Origin of the sequence: Paenibacillus puldeungensis (assembly GCF_042678945.1) — a bacterium.
Taxonomy (GTDB): domain Bacteria; phylum Bacillota; class Bacilli; order Paenibacillales; family Paenibacillaceae; genus Fontibacillus; species Fontibacillus puldeungensis.
The window spans coordinates 48,609-69,065 of sequence record NZ_JBHTLM010000009.1 but is presented as its reverse complement, the minus strand read 5'-3'; the positions used below and the strand labels follow the sequence as shown (position 1 = coordinate 69,065).

Genomic DNA, 20,457 nt, shown 5'->3' with positions numbered 1-20,457 from the left:
AGTTCATTTTAAACAAAAAATGAAAGCGCTTCATTGGACGGAATTAGACTTTTTCATTGGACATTTTTAAACCTTGTGAAGCTTTTCGCGCATCTCCCGGAGAAACACCAAAGTGCTTTTTAAAAACCCTGTGAAAATAGGATACGTCCTCATAACCCGCCATTTCAGCAATGCGCTTAATAGAAATCTCCTCATCCAAAGTCAGCCATTCCATCGATTTCTCCATCCTTAATTGCAGCAAGTAATCCGTTACCGTGCAGTCGTATTCCTGTTTAAAAGATTTACTCAAGTACTCTTTGCTGACGAAAAACAGCTTGGCTAATTGCTCCAGGCTAACCGGTTCCGCATAATGACGCTCCAAATATAATTTGACCTCGGCCAAATTCAACTTGTTTTTAAATTTCCGTTGTTTAATCAATTCCTCCATAGCGGCCAGGTAGCAGCCGGACATAAAGTCTACCGCTTGATGAAAGGAATTCGGCACCTCCGCATGGTCAACTAGATGGTCTAATGGGACGGACAGCACATTCGCCACGCAAAGCTCATTCAAGAACAGCAGAAGTTCTTGCACATAGTAGCGTATAAACTCCGGCTTCAATGAAGCTTCAAGCAGATCATCGGCATGCAGTTCAAGGAATACCTTCCTGATCCCTTCCATATTCATCTCATGAAAATAAGAGCCCAATCGCTTTTTGTAGGCAGCCAGCTTCGCGGATAGCTCCAAGTCAATTTCCTGACGTTCAATACGCTGCTGCAAAGCCTCTTTGCATTTTTGTAAAACCGTATTCAATTCTTGCGGGTCAATCGGCTTTAATAAATAATCGACCGCTTTATACCTAATCGCTTGCTTCGCATAATTGAAATCGTCATAACCGCTCACCACGATGATTTTCTTATCGGGGTAACGCTCATGGATGCTTCGCATCAATTGTTCGCCGCCAGCCCCTGGCATCCGCATATCCGTAATGATCAGGTCGGGATTCAAATGCTCAATAAGCTTAATTGCCTCCAAACCATCCTCCGCTTCCCCCACAATCTCCATTTCTAATTCTCCCCACCGGCCAAGACTTTTGATAATATCCCGGTTCCACTGCTCATCGTCTACTACTAATACTTTGAACATGCTTATCCCTCTTTCTGATCAGGAATGTGTAGCACCACACAAGTGCCTTTGCCCGGTTCGCTATCGATGTCCATCTTATAATCCGTCCCGAAATACATCTGAATTCGGGATGCCACATTGATCAGGCCGATGCTCGTCCCTTGAGTCCAGACATGTCCAAGCTCCCTATGCAGCTTAAGCCGCAGTCGCCTAAGCTGTGTTTGCTGCATGCCCGCTCCGTTATCCCTGATCATAATGAGGACCCCTTCAGGTTCCTGCTTGACGATCACCGCGAGGTACCAATCGCCTGTCTTATAATCCAAACCATGAATAAAGGCATTTTCAACAATCGGCTGCAGCGTTAGCTTAGGAATTGGGCAATCCAGCACATCTTCAGAAACCTCCAGCTCATAGTGGAGTCGTTTCCCGAAACGCTGCTGCTGAATTTTCATATAATGCTGAAGGTGCTCAAGCTCCGATTTTATGGTGGCAAGCGTATTCGGATCCCGTACAATATAACGAAACATTTCGCTCAGGGAACGGATAATCTCGTAGCTCTGCTCCGGTTTTTGCGAGAAAATCATCCCGCCGATCAATTGAAGTGTATTCTGCAAAAAATGCGGATTAATTTGCGATTGCAGCGCCTTAAGCTCGGCCGTCTTTTTCTCCAGGTTGATTCTATATTCCGTATTAATGTGCTCTCGGATTCGCTGGGCCATCATATCAAAATTGGCCTCCAGGAGCCCGATTTCATCCTTTCGCTGGCTTCGAGGTACAGCATTTTCTTTAGTGAGGTCTATCTTTCGCATGGCTTTGGCCAGGCCGATAATCGGCTTAGTCGTTTTCAAGGCAAAATAAAATGCGAGTAAAGCGGAGAAGACGGCGGAAGTTATGCCCACAATCAAACCATAGTTCATCGTCGCTCTGGCACTTTGATTAATGCTGCTAAGCGGTATAATTTTCACCAGTCTTAAGCCGACTGGATCGATCGTATTGTAAAAGACAAACTCTCGCTCCGTTCTCAAATATCCCGGTCCGGTACCGTTGGCTTGTTTCAGCGCCACAGCAGCTTCTGGAGGGAATAGTTGATTTCCACCTCCACCGTATAGAACAGCGCCGTTTAAATCCGTAACAAATACGGACTGTTCATCGCCTCCGCCGAGCAAATTTATGGTCTGATCAAAATAGGACCACAGCACCTCAAGGCTGATAAATCCTAGCTTTTCCTGGTTTTCAAAGCGGTTAATGCTGCGAATCAGTTGGAATTTGCTCGGATCCGATTTATTCGTCTCGACCATAAAGTCGATATTCTTGCGAAGAATGTCCTGATAAACCCGGGGCGTTCCGGAAACGGCCTCGACCTCGGTCTGCATCGCATTGATTGTGAAAAGCGTCTGGGAATTATGCAGGTACAGCATGACCCCTACAAGATGATTTCCCCCGGTATAGTAGACACTGTTCAGCGAGTTATACACTTTTTGTTGAGCCGAAAATTGACTGCCGGGTGTTTCTCCCTCAGGGCGATTTAAATAATCGGACAACCCTGGACTGATCTGTATGGAATAGATCAGATTGTTCAGTCTGGCAAATTGATCACCCAGATAAATTCCCGTCCATTTCATATTGGACAGATTCGTGCCGATCACTTGATTCTCCATCGAATGACTGGAATTTTCCGCGGCCAGCGCTGTAACAAGCACGACGGGCATAACCGCAATTATCAGCATAGTCAGTATCAATTTATTTCGGATACTGGTTTTAAACGGGTCGATCACCCGCTGCCGCAGCCTGTTAAACATGCAATCCCCCCTGATGCGAAAAAATAGTAGAAAACGCCTCGCGAATGCGGGAGGCGTCTTCCATAATAGCTGAGCAAAAATGTCTCTTTATTGTTCTTCGATGATTTTGAACCCCCATGGCTCAAGTTGGATCGTCTCACCATGGTTTACTGCTTCACCCGAGAGAAGCTCTAATCCACCTCGGTAACTATAAACGAACGAGCCTGGGAAATCGGAATAGTTAAAGTAGTAACGGACAGTTTTTCCCTGCTCATTAACCCCGTTTTTCGTGATTAACGGGAAACGTATCTCTTGGTCAATTCCCCATAATCCAGCCTGCTCCACAGCATGCTCCAATATTTTGCCTATAACGGCTTCGCTGGTCATACAACCAACATAAACGGCTTTCCCCTTACCGTAGTCGTTTTGCGTGACTGCCGCATATTTTCCCCAATGCGGATGGTCATAGTACGCGAGCACATCTGCGGTCGTCGGCGTGAGCAGTTCCATCCACGTATGCACCTGATTTTGCTCTGCTCCAACCTGGAATGGATCGCCCTTCAAAGACACCCGCTTAGGCTCCACGAACATACTGTAAGAGATGCCGCAAGCCTTTCCGATAATACCCGGCTGACGTTCGGTTCGCACCTTCACATTCTCATCGGTAAAGCCGCTCTTAAAAGTATAAACAACATGTCCGCCGTCATGCACAAACCGGTTCAAGCGCTCCAAAAGTTCATCCGATGCCGTATACAAGGCGGGCACCAGCAACAAATCATACTGGTCAAAGCTTGGAGTGGTTGGACACACGAAATCACAGCCAATATTCATTCTGTAAAGCTCATCATACATCATCCGAACCACATCATTGTATTTTTTCGTACTGGTAAAATTAAACTTAAACCACTCCATCGCGGTTAACGACTCGTTGCTGACTAAAACAGCGACTTTGTTTACTTTTTTCAAATTCACTAAATGGGAGGACAGGCGGGCAAAATCTTTGCCGATCGTTTTGGCCTCTTCATATACCGGGTTAGGTTCAAAGTCATGGCTGAGCAGACCTTTCCAGTATGTTTCAATGGAATTGTGGATCGAATGCCAATGCCAATATGCGACCATATTCGCTCCCGAGGCCAGATGGCTGAACGCCTGCAACCGCAGCTGACCGGGGTATGGTGTCCATTGGGTAAATGCCTGCGCTTCCGTTTCGATGACCAAATAGTTGGTTCCTTTCGTAGAACGGGCTACATCGCCGCCAAACGAAATCTCGATGCCCGTAAGATCATCTTGGGATGGATGATAAATATCGACCCCGGTGATATCAAATGGACGGGAAGCTTCAAAATGATCCACATCCGGCTGTATGCCGTAAGAATGACCTCTCCACTCAAAATCGAAATTTTGCGTCACGAACTGGTCGGGCCGTTTGTACTCATTAACAATAGATACCTGCCAACTTAGAAAATCAGTGACAAGCTTACGTTGGAATTTGGCAAACTCCGCGCCCAAGCTGCCGTTAATTGTCCCAACAACTGACGGAAAATCCTCCCAGCTATTGATCCGGTTGCTCCAATAGTCCAGTCCGAATCTCTTATTCACTTGATCCAGCGTTTGAAATTTATCCCTGATGTATTTAACAAATAGCAGTTGGACGTTAGGGCCTGCGGTGTTGTAGTGCTTCGTTTCGTTATCGGTCTGATAACCGATGACCGCCGGGTGCCCGCTAACCCGGGAAATCAGTTTACGAATGATCCGTTCTGCGTAGAACAAATAAGTCGGGTGGGTGATGTCCATAATTTGCCTTGCTCCGTATTTGCCGGGCCCATTTGCCGTTGTCGCCAGCACATCGGGGTGCTCCTTAACCATCCAGGTCGGTACGGCATACGTAGGCGTTCCGACGATGACGTGAATCCCGGCCTCATGCATCGCGTCAAGCACCCGATCCACCGAGGTGAAATCGAACACTCCGTTCTGGGGCTCATGCGTACTCCAGGTCGACTCGGCAATCCTTACGACGTTAATCCCCGCCTCCTTCATCATCCGAATATCCCGGTCCAAACGTTCATAAGGCATATATTCATCATAATAAGCAACGCCATATAGTAGCTTGTTCATAGTGACCTCCTAAAAGTAGATAGTATTATCGATAAATGAAAGTATTACACAAGATGTTTGCGCTTTCATTGTATAAAAAATAAACTATTGTCTTCATTGGACGAAATTAAACTGTTGGGATGGACTATTTTAAACCTAGTCAAGACACATAAAAAGACGCGGTTCTCTACACCGAGAGACCGCGTCTGCTTTAGATATGACTGCAACTATTGTAACGTGGAGAATATCTCGTTCAGCTTCTGAATATCCTTGTCCAGTATTTCCTCCGTATATTTCCCTTGGCCAAAGGCAACCAGTCCACGCAGCGGCAAATATTTGATCATGGCGAGAGCCATCTCGATATTATCTCCCATCATGGATTCGAATCCGCTTATCGCTGCCATTTCCTTGGCGATCGCCTCCGCCTGCGGGATTTGCAACAAATCACCAATCAGTGTGTTTCTGGTAATCGGTACCGGGTACACTGTGACCGAAGACTTCACGTAAACGTTTTGAGTCAGTGCAATTTGGCGGGAAGAGGTGCCTACACGGATTTCAAACTCTCCCGATTCCACATGCCAATCCGCCAAATCCACATTGTAATAAGCAAAGGCACGCTTATCCAGAACGAACTCCACGGTTCCTGCTTCTCCAGGCTGGAGCTCGATCTTCTCGAACCCTTTCAACTCCTGAAGTGGCCGCACTACGCTGCTTTCCAGGTCGCGAACATACAGTTGGACCACTTCTTTCCCGGCGCGGTCTCCGACGTTTTTCAAGGTAACGCGCACCTTTAATGGGTCTTGGTCCGTCATCGATGTCCGGTCCAATTCCATATTCAAGTACTCAAATTGGGTATAGCTAAGCCCATGTCCAAAAGGGAACAGCGGCTCAATTCCTTTCGTGTCATAATAACGATAGCCTACAAACACCCCTTCCCGATATTCGGCACGGTCCCCTTCTCCCGGGAAGAACAGGAACGATGGATTATCGGACAACTTGGCCGGGAACGTCTCCGCAAGCTTCCCGCTTGGGTTTGCGGCACCGAACAGCAGATCCGCGACCGCTCCGCCGAACGCTTGACCGCCAAGGTAACCTTCCAGCACTGCCTTGACCTTGCCGATCCACGGCATCACGACCGGAGAGCCGTTGCTTAATACGACAACGACATTGGGCTGTTTAGCTGCCACGGCCTCGATGAGAGCCAGATGGTTCGCTGGCAGAGAAAGATGCGTCCGATCATATCCTTCAGATTCGTAACGGTCCGGCAAACCTGCAAAGATAACGGCCACCTCTGCTTCCGCAGCGATTTGGACCGCCTCTTCGATCATGGCACCATCGATTTCGTCCGACTCAATCCGGCAGCCTTGGGCATACTTAACCGTTCCATCCGGAGCAAGCTGATACTCTATCTCTTTAAGAGCATCATCCAGTTTCGTTGGATTAACATGGGAGCTGCCTCCGCCTTGATACCTTGGATTTGTAGCAAACTCCCCAATAATGGCAATCGATGCGCTAGGACGCAGCGGTAGGACTCCGTCATTTTTGAGCAGTACCATGCTCTCGCTGGCCATCTGTCTTGCGAGGGCGTGGTGTGCCGCGATATCCGAGGCAACTGCCTCCTTCTTACTCTCTACCGCCTTGAACACAAATCGCAATAATCGCTCCACCGCACGGTCAAGCGTTTCCTCCGGCAAGGTGCCGTTCTTCACCGCTTCAACGATCTTGCGGTCACCAATCCCGGCGCTGGACGGCATTTCCAGCTCCAATCCCGCTTGAAGCGCCTTAGCTCGCTCGTTCACCGCCCCCCAGTCGGACACGACAAAGCCCTCAAAGCCCCACTCATCCCGCAAAATACGGGTTAGCAGCGTCTCATTTTCTGATGCGTATTCACCGTTTACCTTGTTATAAGCGCACATGACGCTCCAAGGCTGGGACTGCTTCACCGCCCCCTCAAAGCTCGCCAAGTATATTTCACGCAGCGTGCGTTCATCAATGACGGAGTCCACCGACATTCTCCGATGCTCCTGATTGTTCGCCGCAAAATGCTTGAGCGAAGTGCCGACGCCTTGACTTTGCACTCCTTGAATATGATGAGCAGCCATTTCCGAGGAAAGATACGGATCTTCTGAGAAGTATTCAAAGTTTCTGCCGCAAAGAGGGGAACGTTTGATGTTTGCCCCGGGACCCAGCAGCACGGCTACATTTTCCGCCTGACATTCTTCTCCGAGCGCCTCACCGACTTTACGGATTAGATCGCGGTTCCATGAGGCTCCCATCCCTGCCGCTGTAGGAAAACATGTTGCAGGCACGCTTGAGTTAAGCCCCAAATGGTCCGCTTCTTCCCCCTGTTTACGTAGGCCGTGTGGACCGTCCGATACCATCACTGCCGGAATATCTAAACGTTCTATGCTTTTGGTGCGCCAGAAATCGGCCCCCGAACATAGCCCCGCCTTTTCCTCCAGCGTCAGCTGCTTAATTAACTGCTTAATATCTCGATTCATCGCTAAGCCTCCCGCTGTCAGAAAACCCTGAATCGCGTGTGCTGCGATCAGGGCTTTCTAAATACTTTATTTTGTATGGTTACTTGTCGAACACAATCGTATTAAAAGACTCCGCTTCCAGTTCAAACTCGTATACGGCTGTTCCATCTGAGATTCGTACCATCCTTGCTTCCTTAAACGGATTCGCGATCACGACAACACGTTCGCCGTTTGGCGTTTCGTAGCTCACTGCATTTCCAAACCAGTGCCCTTGCTGCCCGATCCGATGCGATCCCGGCGTAACGAAATGGGAAAAATGCTTCATCACATAGTACTCGGGATTGTTTTCTACCGTTGGATGAGCCGAATCGACCGTAATCATCGAGTTCTGCTCCCAGCCCCAAGTGCTGCGTCCCTTCGGCTCCAACACCATGTTCCAATAGATATACGCATTGACCTGGTTTGTAAAGTAATGCTGATACAGATTGAAAACATACTTGGCGTACTCCCACGTGTTCGTACCATCGCCGCATTCGTTCTCCGTCTGCATGTAGCGAAGCTCCGGATAACTTATCGTAGTGCGCTGAATCGCCCATTTGCCGGCCCACTGATAACCTACACCCTTCACGTATTTATACGCCTCGGGGTCGCTTAATACTGTATGGGCGTAAGCGTCGTGGTCGGCGGCTTTCTTCTTGAGCCACTCGTCCCAAGGTTCAGGCGCGTTGATCGTCCCCAGCCAAATTTCCGTATCCAGCCCGTGCTTCTCGAACGCCGGTCCCAGATAATCGCGAATGAATTCGCGAAGCTGCTCGCCCGTCCATACGCAGGACGGAAACTTCTGGTCGGCCACAACTTCGTTCTGAACATGTATTTGGTGGATCGTGATGCCTTCCTCTTTGTACGCTTGCACAAACTTCACGAAATATAGAGCGTAAGCTTCAAGGTTTTCTTTTTCCCAAATCAGCGTTCCATAATTGTAGGCCTTCGGGAACTTCATCCATGTCGGCGGGCTCCACGGCGAAGCGAACAGCTTCAAATCCGGATTCAGCGCTAAGGCATCCTTAATGTAGGGAATTAAATACTTCCGGTCCCGGTCGATCGAGAAATGCTCCATCGTATAGTCCCCGTCGGTCTCGTTATGACTGTACCACTCCAGCGCGTAATCGCTCGCCCCGATCGGCAATCGGCAGATGCTGAATTTTTGCTCGCCGTCCGGATGGAAGAGGTTGAACAGCACCTGCTTCCGGTCCTCCTCCGAAAGATGATTTAACGCCACATATCCCAGTTCGTTAAAGCATCCCCCAAACCCTTCTACAGTTTGATAAACGTCACTTGTCAGCGTAAGGTCGGCCGCTCCGCCCACGTCCGTTCCGGAGGGTACCGCCTTCTCTACCCACTGCTCCTCCCTTACGCTCGAAATCCATCGTTTCGGTTGTCCCATTGGAAACCTCCTCTGACTCTTAATAATTCATTTATGCAATGGCATCAGCATACCACTCTTATCCTTTCACCGCGCCTGCCGTCAATCCCTTCGTCACGTTCTCCTGGAAGAGAACGTAGAGCAAAATAACCGGAAGTGCAGAAATGACGAGCGCCGCTGACAAGCCAGCGTAGTCGGTTGTAAATGCGCCTTGGAACGACATCAGGCCGATCGGCAGCGTTTGAATTGCGTTATCCGATAGAAATACGAGAGCCAGCATAAACTCGTTCCATGCATTGATAGCAGCCAATATAGCCACCGTTGCAAGAATAGCCCGGCTTAATGGCAGAAAGACTTGAAAGAAGATTCGATAAATGCCCGCTCCGTCGATAAGAGCGGCTTCCTCCAGTTCCTTCGGCAGCTGCTTAAAGAAGCCATACAGCAGAAACACAGCCACCGGTAAACTGAACGCAATATACGGCAGGTACAGCGAGAACCGTGTGTTTAACAGGTGCATCTTCTGCATGATCAAGAAAAGCGGAATTAACGTACTGTGAAAAGGAATTATAATACCTGTTACAAATAACGATAGTAAGAGACCTGAACCCTTAAACGGACGCCGTGCCAGGATGAAGGAGATCATCGCCGCCGTCAGGAGCGTCCCGACCACGGTTACGAACGTCACAATCACACTGTTCAGCAAGTAATTTTGGATCCCGTTTTCCCAAGCGTTAGTGTAGTTCTCGAAAACCCAATTCTTCGGGAGCCCCCAAGGATTGTCGAAAAACTCTATATTCGTTTTAAAAGATGAAATGAGCATCCATAAGAATGGAAATCCAGTCAACAACAGCATTATTAGTAGAAATACATAAGTTGGAATTTTTTTCACCATGGCTGCCTCCTTAATATTGAACCGGCTCGCTCTTGAATAGCTTCGATAAGACGAAGGCAAACAAGAGGCCCATCACGAACAACAGCATGGAGATTGAGCTTGCATACCCGAAATCGGAGAAGCGGAACGCTTGTTTAAACATCACCGACGCAATAACTTCGGTCGAGTTGTTCGGGCCGCCGCTCGTCATAATATAAATCAGGTCGAAATATTTCAGCGAGCCGACAACGCAGTTGATAATCGCAAAGGAAATGACGTGTCTGATCAGCGGAATCCGGATATTCCAGAGAACACGGAACTTGGAGGCGCCATCGAGATCGGCAGCTTCAATAATTTCATCCGGTACTCCCTGCAGTCCGGCCAAGAATAAAATCATATAAAATCCGATATACTGCCATCCGACCACAGCGGCGATCGCACCGAGTGCCGTAGTCTGATCTCCTAACCATACATGCTGCAAACTTCCAAGTCCCAGAGTACCGAGCAGGTTGTTGAGCAGCCCGATATTCGGCTCATAAATCAATCCCCAGAGCACACCGAGTACCGAGGTTGACAAAATCACGGGCATAAAATATACCGTCTTAAACAGCCGCCGTCCGAACAGCTTCTCCGAGGAGAGCAATACGGCCAGGATAAGCCCAATCGGAAGCTGTATAATGAGCGCCCAGAACGTTAAAATGAACGAATGCTTAACGGATTCCATCAGCAGATTGTCCTGGAACATCGCTACAAAGTTGTGAATTCCGTTGAACTTCATCGGGTTTAAGCCGTCCCACGAGAAGAAGCTGTAGTACAAGCTTAGTAGGATTGGAATTAACAAAAATATACTGAATATGGCCAGCGCCGGAGTAATGAAAATGATACGGCTGATTAACCGTTGCTTGCGGTTCTCCATCCTGATCTCCCCTCTATTTTTAAAAGAAGCGGTATTGTCCTTGAGCTTGGGTAGACCCGCGGACAATACCTCCCCTTTAAACGAATTACTTAATTTTAGCCAGCTCTGCCTTGATATCCGGAGCCCCGGCGACAATCGATACAACTGTATTCAGGATTTGTTCCGAGCGTTTTGCATCAATCGCTTGGTCAAAGTACGGGAAGTAACCCGAAGCTACGCTTCCGATGTTGGACAAGTAATCCGCTACAATCGGATTGATATCTGTACCTTCCAGATTTACTTTGATCGAAGAAGGAGCGCCCACAGCAACTACATAATTTTTGCGCTGTTCCGGCGTCAAAATGAATTTCAGGAACTTCGTCGCAGCGTCTTTATCCGCAGAAGCCGATACCGTATAAATACCTCCGTATCCGCCATGCATCAGCGCTGCATCACCTTTCCCGTTTTCGACCGCAGGGAATGGGAAGTAACCCAGATCAATTCCCGAATCCGCATACGTACCAAGGGACCAGTCGCCCATCAGAATCATCGCTGCTTTCCCGCTTTGGAAGGCTGCATCCGATTGGGCCGATGCCATCCCGAGGAAGCCGTCACCGAAGGCGCCCGCTTTTGCCAGGTCTTGCAGCTTTTGTCCAGCCTCAACGAAAGTCGGTTCCGTGAAATCGCCCTTATTGGCAGCCGCGTTCATGAATGGTTCTGTACCGCCAATTCGATTGGAAAGATAAGCAAAGTAGAACAGAAGCGGCCAGCGATCTTTCGCACCAACGGCAATCGGCGTCACCTTAGCGGCCTTAAGCTTTTCAACGGCGGCCATCAGCTCGCTCCATGTTGTTGGAACGGCAATGCCATTTTCTTCGAAAATTTTCTTGTTGTAATAGAACACTACGTTAGACGAGCCGGAAGCAATGCTGTATAGTTTTCCATCAATCTTGCCGGCATCGATGGCTCCTGCTGCAAAATTGGAGACAAAGGCTTGATCGTTCAAGATTTGATCCGAAATGTCGGCGATGACCCCGGCTTTCACCATGCTGTTGAATTGCTCGCCAGACCAGTAGTTAAAGATATCTGGCATTTCACCACCAGCCCCGGCGACCTTGATTTTAGTCTTAAGTGATTCGTCGTCCATGTATTCGACTTTGACCTTGATTTCACTTTGACTCTTGTGGAAAGCATCGACACTCGACTGCATCGCTTCCTTCAGCTTCGTTTCTGAGTCAGACAGCCATACTGTCACTTCCTTCGTTTTGGCGGCAGCTTCTCCGCCAGACGACTTGTCTGCTTCCTTCTGGCCTCCGCCTCCACAAGCGGATAGCACCAGTCCCAAGGACAACAGTAACGCTAACACTTTCTTCATCTCTATTTCCCCCTCAAAATGTTATCGCTTTCATGTCTTAATTATAGGTGCCTTCAAAAATCGCTGTAAGGCGCATCGATCAGGAAAAATACCAAAATGCTCACTTTCGATAGGACCAGAGCATAGTTTTCCACAATAGCATTAAAAAAACCGCCATCACTGGCGGTCATCCCGAAGGCTGCAACGGTACTCCTTCGGAGTAATACCTTCTAAATCATGAAACACCTTCGTAAAATACTTTGCTGTTTGGTATCCGACTTTCTCAGCAATTGCGTAAATTTTAAGATCCGTTTGTGCGAGCAGCCTCTTACCCTCAAGTATTCGGCGCTTGGCCAGAAAATCACTAAAGGTGAGCCCTGTCTCCTCCTTGAACAAGGAGCTGAAATAATTCGGGTTCAGGTGAACCGCCGAGGCAACGTCTTGTATTCCGATCGACTCCCCCAGATGCTTCTCAATGAACTCAATCGCATTTAAAATTGAAGCGTTACCTGTTCCACGATCCCATTTTTCCAGCCATTCTCCTTCGTTCTGTACAATCTTTCGGCCCAGCAGATCCTTCTGCTTCTCCATCTGACTAGCCAGACCTCGTTCAACCGCTTCGACAAGCTGCCCCGGGCTAATCGGCTTTAATACGTAATCTGCCGCCCCGTTTACAAGTGCGGACCGTACATAATCAAAATCAGAATGTCCGGACAGAACGATAGCCGCCACCTTGATACCCGAACGCTGAACTTCCTCCAGCAGCTCGATCCCGTTCATGACCGGCATGCGAATATCGGTGATAATCAATACGTACCCCCCCGACCGGAGAAAAGTTAAAGCCTCCTCTCCATTGGCGGCCGTCACGTACTCGTATTCATGGGGATTCCATTTTTGCAGCGTTCGCAATATCCCTTTGCTTGTGAGCGGCTCATCCTCAACGATTAAGACTTTGCGTATCATTCGGATACCTCCTTCTGGGAATAAGGTAGCGTTAGGGTAACTTGCGTGCCATGATGATTATCGCTTTCAACCGAAACTCCATACTCATTTCCATACATCAATTTAATGCGCTCATGAACGTTGGAGAGGCCCATTCCGATCCTTCCACCGGTTGTTGCTTCCAGCGCTGCCAAGTGCTTGTGAATTTCCTCCAATCGATCGGTAGGAATAGCTTGACCATTATTCCAAACGATGATTAGCAATGTATCTTCCGTAGACCGAACTGTGATGGAGAGCCGGCTTTCCTCGTTTTGCGTCTCCACCCCGTGATAAACTGCGTTTTCAACAATAGGCTGAAGAAGCAGTCGCGGCACCTGATATCCTCCGATACTCGCTTCCACATCAATCGAATACTTCAAGCGTTCCTGCAGCCTAAGCCCCATCAGTGTCAGGTAGCGCTCCACATGCTGAATTTCTTCCGTGAGAAATGCGATATCGCTCTTGGAGGAACGCCCTGACGTGTAGCGGAACAAGTCAGACAGAGAAACGATCAGATCGGCGGACTCATCGTCGTCCTTGTTACGCAAATACCAGTTTAGCGCCTCCAGCGTATTAAACAAAAAATGAGGGTTGATTTGCGCTTGCAGCGCCTTAATTTTCGATATGTTACTCAGGCGTTCTTTTTCATAAACCTCGTTAATCAAGAATTGAATACGATTGACCATCTTGTTGTAGGTGCGGTTCAGCTCATTGACCTCTCGGTTAAAATAAATGACCTCGTTGACTTGGAACTCGCCCATCTGTGAAAATTTCATCACTCTTCGCACATGATTTAGTGGCCGAGTAATAAGCAGAGAGAGAAGGACGGATAATATTAAGGCCGTGCCACCTCCGATTCCTGCAGAGATATAGAGCACGTTACGAAGCAGCTGTACCGGACGCTCAATCTTATCCGCGGGAACAAGGCTCACCATCGTCCACCCCGTCGCACCTGAAGTATGAACCATCGAATAGAAGCGTTTTCCCTGCCACTTCGTTACTTTTGCGTTCTCGAAATCATGCAACTCTGGCTTCACCGGATCGAAAGTGGTGTTTAATAATTTGCCGTTCTCATCGTAAACGAGGTATACAAAGTCATTCTGGTTTTGTGCAGCCGTTTGGTTCTGGAAAACGCTTTGCTTCACGTGAAAAAGTATATTTCCTCCGGCAGTCCAATCCTCAAGCCGCCGAACATGGCGTACCGCAATCAGTTCGCCGTCGTTTTCCTCCGACCGCATCCAGAGCGTCCGGTTCGGATTCGCAATCGCGCTCAGCACGTTTCCCTCTCCGATCATCTCGCCTAGCTTTTGGTTATACAGCGGATATAGTGCCTGCGCTCGCTCATCGTACAATTCAGCACTGTTCACATGCTCGGAAAAAATCAGCTGCCGATTCAGTACGTTCCGCATGGCCAAGCGTTCATCGATCGAAATGTAAACATTTTGCTTCGCCTTTGAGAGCAAACGCTGCACTTCATCGTCCAGGGTAATGCGTTGGAATGTCTCATCGATTTGAGCCAGCTCGGCATCCAAATTTTTAGATGCCAGCAGCGTGCTCTCTTGAACATAGGACTCTGCAGTTTCTTTAATATTTTGCAATAGAAGCGGATAGGCAATTGCGGCGGTGCTGAGCATAATCACAGCTACAACGCAAAGAAAGCTGATCATGAGCTGGCTGCGTGTGGATTGAAGTTTACCGACTATCGGGATCGAGGTGAAAATATGTCGTGCTGGCATTTGATCATCTCCCATATAAGCGTCTAATTAACAAGGTTGTTTGAGGCTAATGAAAATCTTGTTGAATAATTATACCTGATTAAGGACGAATTCCAATTAAAATTCTGAATGACCGACTTGCGGTTTACACATATTACACCTATGACCGATGTGTTCTTTTTCAAGGAGAGAATGGTAGTAAAAGATGTCGCAGTTAAAGAGAGGGTTCGTCATGTCCAATATACCTTCCATGAAGCGAGAAAAAATTTCAACCCTCCAGGCTACCCTGACGGTAGCCTCAGCCGTATACGCGGTAGGTATCGTTAGTTTACCGAGAATGATTGCGGCCGAAACCCACACCCCCGATGTTTGGCAAGGGCTTATGCTCGCCAGCCTAATCGGGCTGCTTGTCGTATATATCAATGTAAAGCTGTGCAGACGGTTCCCGGACAAAACTTTTTACGAAATCAATTCGATCCTTGCAGGTAAATTTATTGGCACCATCCTGAACATTATTTTTATCATCTACTGCATGCTGGTCAGCTCCCTAGTTGTCAGAATGATGGCGGAGTTCATAAAAACACTGGCGCTTGAAAGAACTCCGCTCAGCATGATTATTCTGCCGTTTCTGCTCTTAATTGGTTATTTGACCTCAGGCGGCCTCCATGCGATGGTCCGGTTAGTAGAGCTGTTTTTTCCGCTATCGATTATCGTATTTTTTCTGCTGATTATCCTGAACATCAATCATTTTGACCTTAATAACCTGCGTCCTGTCTTTCACGAAGGCTGGGGACCCATCGTAAAATCTCTTGCCGTCGTCCCTTTTTCCAATTTGGGATATGAATCAGTACTTCTGATTACGAACTTTATGGAGAATCCTAAAAAAGCGTGGAAGGCCGGTGGATTGGGGTATGCCTTTGCAATGGGGCTGTATCTCTTGATGGTAACGATGGTAGTGGCCTGTATGTCGGTAGAAGAGGTCTCCCGTTTGCTATGGCCGGTAGTCTCTTTCGCTCAGCAGATTGAGTTCCCCGGGGTATTTCTAGAAAGGTTTGAGATTTTGTTTATCATTTTGTGGACCATCAAAATTTACATGACCGCAGCCAGCTACCATTTCTATATTGTGACCGGAATTAGCCACTTGACGAAAAAGTGGAACAAGTATGTCGTCTACCTTCCACTAGCTGCTCTGTTCTTTTTAAGTATGTATCCAAAAAATTATGTAGAGCTTGGTACAATTGATAAAATCGGCGGGTTCGGCGGAATTTTTATTGGAGCGCTCGTACCACTGCTGTTGCTTTTAATTTCAATTATTTTTAGGCGAAAAGGGGCTTCTGACGTGCCACAATGATGATAAAAACGCGGTCATCCGAACTATTCGAAAAACCGCGTTTCATTTGTAACTAAACTACATTATGTACTATTCGGCGGATTCAGCGGTTGCGGCAGCCAGCATTACCGCATCACGGCCGTTTCGTTTTGCTTCGTACAGCGCAGCGTCCGCTACCCTCAGCAGCGATTCCAGCGTCCCGCTTCCCCCCGCATACTCAGCTACGCCGAAGCTGGCGGTTATTTGAAGAAGGTCGCTCTGCATTCGCAGCGGCTCACCGCTCAAAGCAAGCCTCAAGCGCTCAGCCACTTCTCCCGCCTCCTTCATCGACGCGCCCGGCAGCCCAATCACAAACTCCTCGCCACCATATCGGGCAAACACGGCTCTTGGCGGGAGGCTCCGCTTGCATACCTTTGCTACGTGTACAAGTGCCTGGTCCCCAACGTCATGCCCATATGTATCATTAATACGCTTGAAAAAGTCCAGATCGAATAACAGGAACGAGCAAAAAGACCTCGAAGCAGCTGCTTCCTTCAGCATAAGCTTGCCTAAATGGAAAAACTGCGCTCGATTGGCGATTCCGGTTAAAACGTCCGTATACGCAAGCTGTCTTAGCTGGTCTTGCAGCCTTCTCTGCTCGGTCACATCAATGAGCAGCAGCAGCGTACCCAGCGTTTCTCCGCCTTTGCCGAGCACCTGCGAGGTACGGATCAGGCTAGTGAGCTTACGGCCTCCAGTTGTCCACTCCAGCTCCTCCTCCAGGCCGTCGATGGTTTCACCGGCTGGAAAGGAAGTGCCCGTGAGCTTAAGCCAAGCCTCAGGCAGCTTCCGGCCCACCATCCAATTGCCAGCTTCCGGCATCAAAACGGCCAGCGCCGGATTATAGTCAACAATCCGGCGAGCAGAGTCCAAAACGATAACCCCCTCGCGCATGCTTTCGAAAATAATCTCCTTGGCAATCGGTACGATCGTCAGCATACGTGAAGAAGCAATCGCCCAGAAATACATACAGGAAGTAATGCTCAGCACGATGGGTACCGGATCGATCCCTTGAGGCGTTGCTCCCATCAAGTACAAAAATGAAGATACCATCGGAATAATCTGTGAAAATGTCAGCGTAACGTGTTGAGGGCGAAACGTCCCCCTGGATTGCGGCCACCGGCGTATTAGCATGACAGCACCGGCAAGCAGGCAGGCGAACGTGTAGGCGCCGTGAACGATATACCATTCCCCAATGGAAATATCAACTAGAGGAGAAGGAGAAGAAGTCCGCAAATAGATGGATTTATAAAATAAGTGATGAGCGTCATTCGTCGCAACCATAAGTAGTGTGATTACAGGAATAACGAACATCGCCGCAACAGCGAACCGTGGGACGCGTTTTCCTAAATAGTGAAAAATAAGCAAAAGCCCGAAAACCGCGGCAAAAGGCATTCCCATATACTCTACGACGATCCAGCGCTTTATCTCCGCCAAAGAGTCACTGGCCAGTTCGAAAGCAAATCCAAAAATGTATAAAGACAGCGCTATGATATATATCAGGAAGGTTCGCGCGTTCGGAATATCTTTGCGGTGAATAAAAGCATAAATACCCAAAAATAGGTTCAGTACACCAGACATTGCGACAAGTGTAATATACACGTCAACTTGTGATCCCATCTACTTTTCGTTCCCCATATCCTTAAAAATCAAAATATACTAACAGGTAAGATTCTACAGTAAATCGAATAAGATAGAAATCATTTTTAAGGAAAAACACGACAATTTAAGAAGAGGTGAGGCTAATGTTTTTGATTATTATGGGGGTACTCATCATCGCTCTGGGGATATTGTCCATAAAGAAGCCGACTTGGGGATGGCATATCAATGAAGGCTGGAAAGTAAAGGGTGAATCCGAACCAAGTGATGCTTACATTGACTCTATGAAATTTTCCGGTACGATCACCGTCTTCGTTGGCTCGTTCTTTATCATTGGCGGTATTCTAAGCCTGCTCTAGAGATTACGCTCACGGATGAAAGAACAACTTATGGGTCCATAAATTACCTCGCTGCCAAATGTTGAGGGTTGTCCCACTTTCTCTTCCAACATAAAATCTTGGAGGAGGAGGTGACCCGTTTTGAAGTTACTTCGGGGATTTCTAATTATCATGTTCTTGATTTTCAGTGTGGGTATAAACGTCGGAATCTCGCAAGCAGCAAGCAGCCTATCTTCGGGTAGCACTGGCGGTGATGTGTGGGATCTTCAATACAGATTGAAAGCCCTCGGTTTATATAAACAGCAATTAACCGGCTACTATGGGTCATATACGAGAAGCACGGTAAAGAGCTTTCAACAAAAATTCGGACTTCAAGCCGATGGCATGGTTGGCCAGAAAACATGGCAGGTCTTAAAAAGATACTCTCTGAACAAAAGCGAGATGGATATTTTGGCAAGACTCATCCATAGCGAGGCAAGAGGAGAACCCTACAAAGGCCAGGTCGCTGTCGGTGCAGTCGTCATGAATCGCATCCAGTCCTATATTTTCCCCAATAATATTCGTGATGTTGTTTTCCAGCCCGGCGCATTTACCGCTGTTGATGATGGCCAATTTTGGCTAAATCCCGATAGCACATCCTATTTAGCTGCACTGGATGCTGTGCGGGGCTGGGACCCAACGTATGGCTCGCTATATTACTTTAATCCGCAAACCGCTACAAGCAAGTGGATCTGGTCGCGTCCGCAAAAGGTAACGATCGGAAACCATATATTTACCGAATAATCTAAGCTCACATGCAAGACAGGATGCAGCAGAGCTCTGCTGCATCCTGTCTTTTCTCTAAGGTCGCGGTTACGGGTAAAAGTAATTGCCAATCTCGATCTCCTGAGCTTCCTGGGATTTAATCAATTCAGACACGGTTACTACCCGGTAACCTTTCTTCATCAGCTCAGGCAATATTTGACTTAACGCTTCCTTCGTTTGAGACTTCCCGCTCACCGAATCGTGCATCAAAATAATATCGCCGTTTCTTAAGTTTTTCATCACTTGTTTTTTTATGACATGCGCCCCAGGTTTTTTCCAATCGCGAGTGTCCTGATGCCATGACCACAGAATGATTTTCAAGCCAACTTGTTTTGCGGCATTGACGACTGAATCGCTATACACTCCGCCCGGCGGCCGAAAAAATTTGCTGCCCTTGCCGGAAACGCCTGTGATGACTCGTTCCGTTTTCATAAGTTCCTTGACAATGTCTTCTCCAGATTCTCCTTTAAAGTAAGCGTGATTGTACGTATGGTTCGCCAGCTCATGGCCCTCTTTGATGATGCGTGAGGCGATCTCTGGGTAAGTTTCTACTTTCTTTCCTAAAACAAAAAAAGTACATTTGGCGTTGTACTTCTTAAGCTCATTTAATATCTCAGTGGTTTCTATAGGGTCTGGGCCATCATCGAAAGTAATGGCAACCATCTTCTGATGCGTTTTAACTTCCCATACAATATCGCCTTTTTGCTCATAGAAAAAACGATCTTTCTTTAATGGTGAGCCATCCGCTATTAGGGCATGGGAATAGAAAAGCATCCCAATACTGATCAAAATCATAACACTCTTCTTCAAAATCGATCACCTTATTGTTTATTGTTTAGAATTCCCCTTTGCAAAGACTTAATATTCAATAAAAAAAACTGAATCATAAGAAAACGCGGCCCCGAGAACTCGGAAACCGCGCTGTATACCCCTTTACCCATCTCTCTTAATTCTGTAACGGATCACCCTTTTATGAAACCATCCGACAACAATGGCATTAATGATGCTGGCTCCGACGTGATGCAGGACACTATAATGGGGTTTTCCATGTTTTCTTTTATTATGCTTTACTGATACTTCAATAACTGAGAATCCATTTATTCTGGCAAGTATGGGTAAGAAACAATGCATTTCCTTAAAAAGATAGAAACTATCTGCTACCTTGCGTCTAAAAAGCTTCAAAGGACTACCTGTATCTTCAATCTTGTATCCCGTAATCCAACTCAAAAACGATTTTCCATACGCAAAATCCATTTCTTCGCCATGAAATCTTTCCAGTCTTCCCGCCTTCCATTTACAAAATCATTGTTTTGGATAAAGGACATCATCTTTAAAATGTCTCGCGGGTCAGACTGTAGATCCGCATCCATCAGAGCGATCAGCTCGCCACATGAATTTTTGATTCCAGCCCAAATCGCTGCAGTTTTCCCGTAGCTTTTATCAAAATGGATCACCTTTACAGTTTTATCGCTTTGAGCGAGCTCATTCAGCAACCGGGTACTCCCATCTCTGCTTCCGTCATTAACCAACACGATTTCGTAGCTTTCGATTTTGTCTTTTAATGCCTCTTTAATCCCTGAGTACAGGTCGTGTATATTTCTCTCGTCGTTGTAAACCGGTGATATCACTGAAAGAAGGGGCATTGGAATCACCT

General features: G+C 47.5%; 17 protein-coding genes. 3 read left to right on the top strand and 14 right to left on the bottom strand.

The features are described 5' to 3' along the window. Positions 1 to 43 precede the first annotated feature (43 nt). From ACFQ3W_RS13820 to ACFQ3W_RS13775, 10 genes are all read right to left on the bottom strand, one after another. The gene (locus tag ACFQ3W_RS13820) at positions 44 to 1,123 is read right to left on the bottom strand and encodes a response regulator (protein WP_379319820.1); all 1,080 of its coding nucleotides are present in this window, start codon (positions 1,121 to 1,123) and stop codon (positions 44 to 46) included. Between the two features lie 2 nt (positions 1,124 to 1,125). Beyond that, positions 1,126 to 2,901 (bottom strand): sensor histidine kinase, encoded by a 1,776-nt coding sequence (locus tag ACFQ3W_RS13815; RefSeq protein ID WP_379319819.1) that lies wholly within the window; start codon positions 2,899 to 2,901, stop codon positions 1,126 to 1,128. 87 nt (positions 2,902 to 2,988) lie between these two features. Beyond that, positions 2,989 to 4,995, bottom strand: coding sequence for a beta-galactosidase (locus ACFQ3W_RS13810; protein WP_379319818.1), 2,007 nt, complete (start codon positions 4,993 to 4,995; stop codon positions 2,989 to 2,991). Between the two features lie 206 nt (positions 4,996 to 5,201). After that, positions 5,202 to 7,475: a glycoside hydrolase family 3 C-terminal domain-containing protein gene (locus ACFQ3W_RS13805; protein ID WP_379319817.1), complete on the bottom strand. Its 2,274-nt coding sequence runs from the start codon at positions 7,473 to 7,475 to the stop codon at positions 5,202 to 5,204. Between the two features lie 79 nt (positions 7,476 to 7,554). Then, entirely contained in the window at positions 7,555 to 8,898 is a 1,344-nt protein-coding gene (locus ACFQ3W_RS13800; RefSeq protein WP_379319816.1) for a glycoside hydrolase family 30 protein, read from the bottom strand. Positions 8,899 to 8,956: 58 nt separating this feature from the next. Beyond that, entirely contained in the window at positions 8,957 to 9,769 is an 813-nt protein-coding gene (locus tag ACFQ3W_RS13795; protein WP_379319815.1) for a carbohydrate ABC transporter permease, read from the bottom strand. A gap of 10 nt (positions 9,770 to 9,779) precedes the next feature. Next, positions 9,780 to 10,664: a carbohydrate ABC transporter permease gene (locus ACFQ3W_RS13790; RefSeq protein ID WP_379319814.1), complete on the bottom strand. Its 885-nt coding sequence runs from the start codon at positions 10,662 to 10,664 to the stop codon at positions 9,780 to 9,782. An 85-nt stretch (positions 10,665 to 10,749) separates the two neighbouring features. Further along, positions 10,750 to 12,018 (bottom strand): ABC transporter substrate-binding protein, encoded by a 1,269-nt coding sequence (locus ACFQ3W_RS13785; protein ID WP_379319813.1) that lies wholly within the window; start codon positions 12,016 to 12,018, stop codon positions 10,750 to 10,752. A gap of 156 nt (positions 12,019 to 12,174) precedes the next feature. Continuing rightward, a complete protein-coding gene (locus tag ACFQ3W_RS13780) occupies positions 12,175 to 12,960 on the bottom strand; it encodes a response regulator transcription factor (RefSeq protein ID WP_379319812.1) in 786 nt (261 codons plus the stop codon). Next, entirely contained in the window at positions 12,957 to 14,714 is a 1,758-nt protein-coding gene (locus ACFQ3W_RS13775; RefSeq protein WP_379319811.1) for a sensor histidine kinase, read from the bottom strand. The genes ACFQ3W_RS13780 and ACFQ3W_RS13775 overlap by 4 nt, the downstream gene beginning before the upstream one ends. 229 nt (positions 14,715 to 14,943) lie before the next feature. Between ACFQ3W_RS13775 and ACFQ3W_RS13770 the strand changes: the two genes are divergently transcribed. Then, positions 14,944 to 16,044, top strand: coding sequence for a GerAB/ArcD/ProY family transporter (locus ACFQ3W_RS13770; RefSeq protein ID WP_379319810.1), 1,101 nt, complete (start codon positions 14,944 to 14,946; stop codon positions 16,042 to 16,044). Positions 16,045 to 16,113: 69 nt separating this feature from the next. Here ACFQ3W_RS13770 and ACFQ3W_RS13765 read toward each other — a convergent pair whose 3' ends face one another. Continuing rightward, positions 16,114 to 17,682 carry a histidine kinase N-terminal 7TM domain-containing diguanylate cyclase gene (locus tag ACFQ3W_RS13765; protein ID WP_379319809.1) on the bottom strand — a complete coding sequence of 523 codons (1,569 nt, stop codon included), beginning with the start codon at positions 17,680 to 17,682 and terminating at the stop codon, positions 16,114 to 16,116. A gap of 140 nt (positions 17,683 to 17,822) precedes the next feature. Here ACFQ3W_RS13765 and ACFQ3W_RS13760 point away from each other — a divergent pair, with 140 nt between their 5' ends. Next, positions 17,823 to 18,020: a DUF6199 family natural product biosynthesis protein gene (locus ACFQ3W_RS13760; RefSeq protein ID WP_379319808.1), complete on the top strand. Its 198-nt coding sequence runs from the start codon at positions 17,823 to 17,825 to the stop codon at positions 18,018 to 18,020. A 150-nt stretch (positions 18,021 to 18,170) separates the two neighbouring features. Further along, positions 18,171 to 18,782 (top strand): spore cortex-lytic enzyme, encoded by a 612-nt coding sequence (sleB, locus tag ACFQ3W_RS13755; protein WP_379319940.1) that lies wholly within the window; start codon positions 18,171 to 18,173, stop codon positions 18,780 to 18,782. Positions 18,783 to 18,851: 69 nt separating this feature from the next. Here sleB and ACFQ3W_RS13750 read toward each other — a convergent pair whose 3' ends face one another. The 3 genes from ACFQ3W_RS13750 to ACFQ3W_RS13740 form a co-directional block, all read right to left on the bottom strand. Then, positions 18,852 to 19,613 carry a polysaccharide deacetylase family protein gene (locus ACFQ3W_RS13750; protein WP_379319807.1) on the bottom strand — a complete coding sequence of 254 codons (762 nt, stop codon included), beginning with the start codon at positions 19,611 to 19,613 and terminating at the stop codon, positions 18,852 to 18,854. A gap of 123 nt (positions 19,614 to 19,736) precedes the next feature. Then, the gene (locus ACFQ3W_RS13745) at positions 19,737 to 20,030 is read right to left on the bottom strand and encodes a hypothetical protein (protein ID WP_379319806.1); all 294 of its coding nucleotides are present in this window, start codon (positions 20,028 to 20,030) and stop codon (positions 19,737 to 19,739) included. Continuing rightward, positions 20,027 to 20,431, bottom strand: a complete 405-nt coding sequence (locus ACFQ3W_RS13740) for a glycosyltransferase (RefSeq protein WP_379319805.1) — start codon at positions 20,429 to 20,431, stop codon at positions 20,027 to 20,029. Before ACFQ3W_RS13740 ends, ACFQ3W_RS13745 begins: the two co-directional genes overlap by 4 nt. Between the last annotated feature and the right edge of the window lie 26 nt (positions 20,432 to 20,457).

Bases quoted from the DNA above. Each gene is read 5' to 3' on its own strand.
- ACFQ3W_RS13820 (WP_379319820.1), bottom strand. From the start codon at position 1,123: ATGTTCAAAGTATTAGTAGTAGACGATGAGCAGTGGAACCGGGATATT.
- ACFQ3W_RS13815 (WP_379319819.1), bottom strand. From the start codon at position 2,901: ATGTTTAACAGGCTGCGGCAGCGGGTGATCGACCCGTTTAAAACCAGT.
- ACFQ3W_RS13810 (WP_379319818.1), bottom strand. From the start codon at position 4,995: ATGAACAAGCTACTATATGGCGTTGCTTATTATGATGAATATATGCCT.
- ACFQ3W_RS13805 (WP_379319817.1), bottom strand. From the start codon at position 7,475: ATGAATCGAGATATTAAGCAGTTAATTAAGCAGCTGACGCTGGAGGAA.
- ACFQ3W_RS13800 (WP_379319816.1), bottom strand. From the start codon at position 8,898: ATGGGACAACCGAAACGATGGATTTCGAGCGTAAGGGAGGAGCAGTGG.
- ACFQ3W_RS13795 (WP_379319815.1), bottom strand. From the start codon at position 9,769: ATGGTGAAAAAAATTCCAACTTATGTATTTCTACTAATAATGCTGTTG.
- ACFQ3W_RS13790 (WP_379319814.1), bottom strand. From the start codon at position 10,664: ATGGAGAACCGCAAGCAACGGTTAATCAGCCGTATCATTTTCATTACT.
- ACFQ3W_RS13785 (WP_379319813.1), bottom strand. From the start codon at position 12,018: ATGAAGAAAGTGTTAGCGTTACTGTTGTCCTTGGGACTGGTGCTATCC.
- ACFQ3W_RS13780 (WP_379319812.1), bottom strand. From the start codon at position 12,960: ATGATACGCAAAGTCTTAATCGTTGAGGATGAGCCGCTCACAAGCAAA.
- ACFQ3W_RS13775 (WP_379319811.1), bottom strand. From the start codon at position 14,714: ATGCCAGCACGACATATTTTCACCTCGATCCCGATAGTCGGTAAACTT.
- ACFQ3W_RS13770 (WP_379319810.1), top strand. From the start codon at position 14,944: ATGAAGCGAGAAAAAATTTCAACCCTCCAGGCTACCCTGACGGTAGCC.
- ACFQ3W_RS13765 (WP_379319809.1), bottom strand. From the start codon at position 17,682: ATGGGATCACAAGTTGACGTGTATATTACACTTGTCGCAATGTCTGGT.
- ACFQ3W_RS13760 (WP_379319808.1), top strand. From the start codon at position 17,823: ATGGGGGTACTCATCATCGCTCTGGGGATATTGTCCATAAAGAAGCCG.
- sleB (WP_379319940.1), top strand. From the start codon at position 18,171: ATGTTCTTGATTTTCAGTGTGGGTATAAACGTCGGAATCTCGCAAGCA.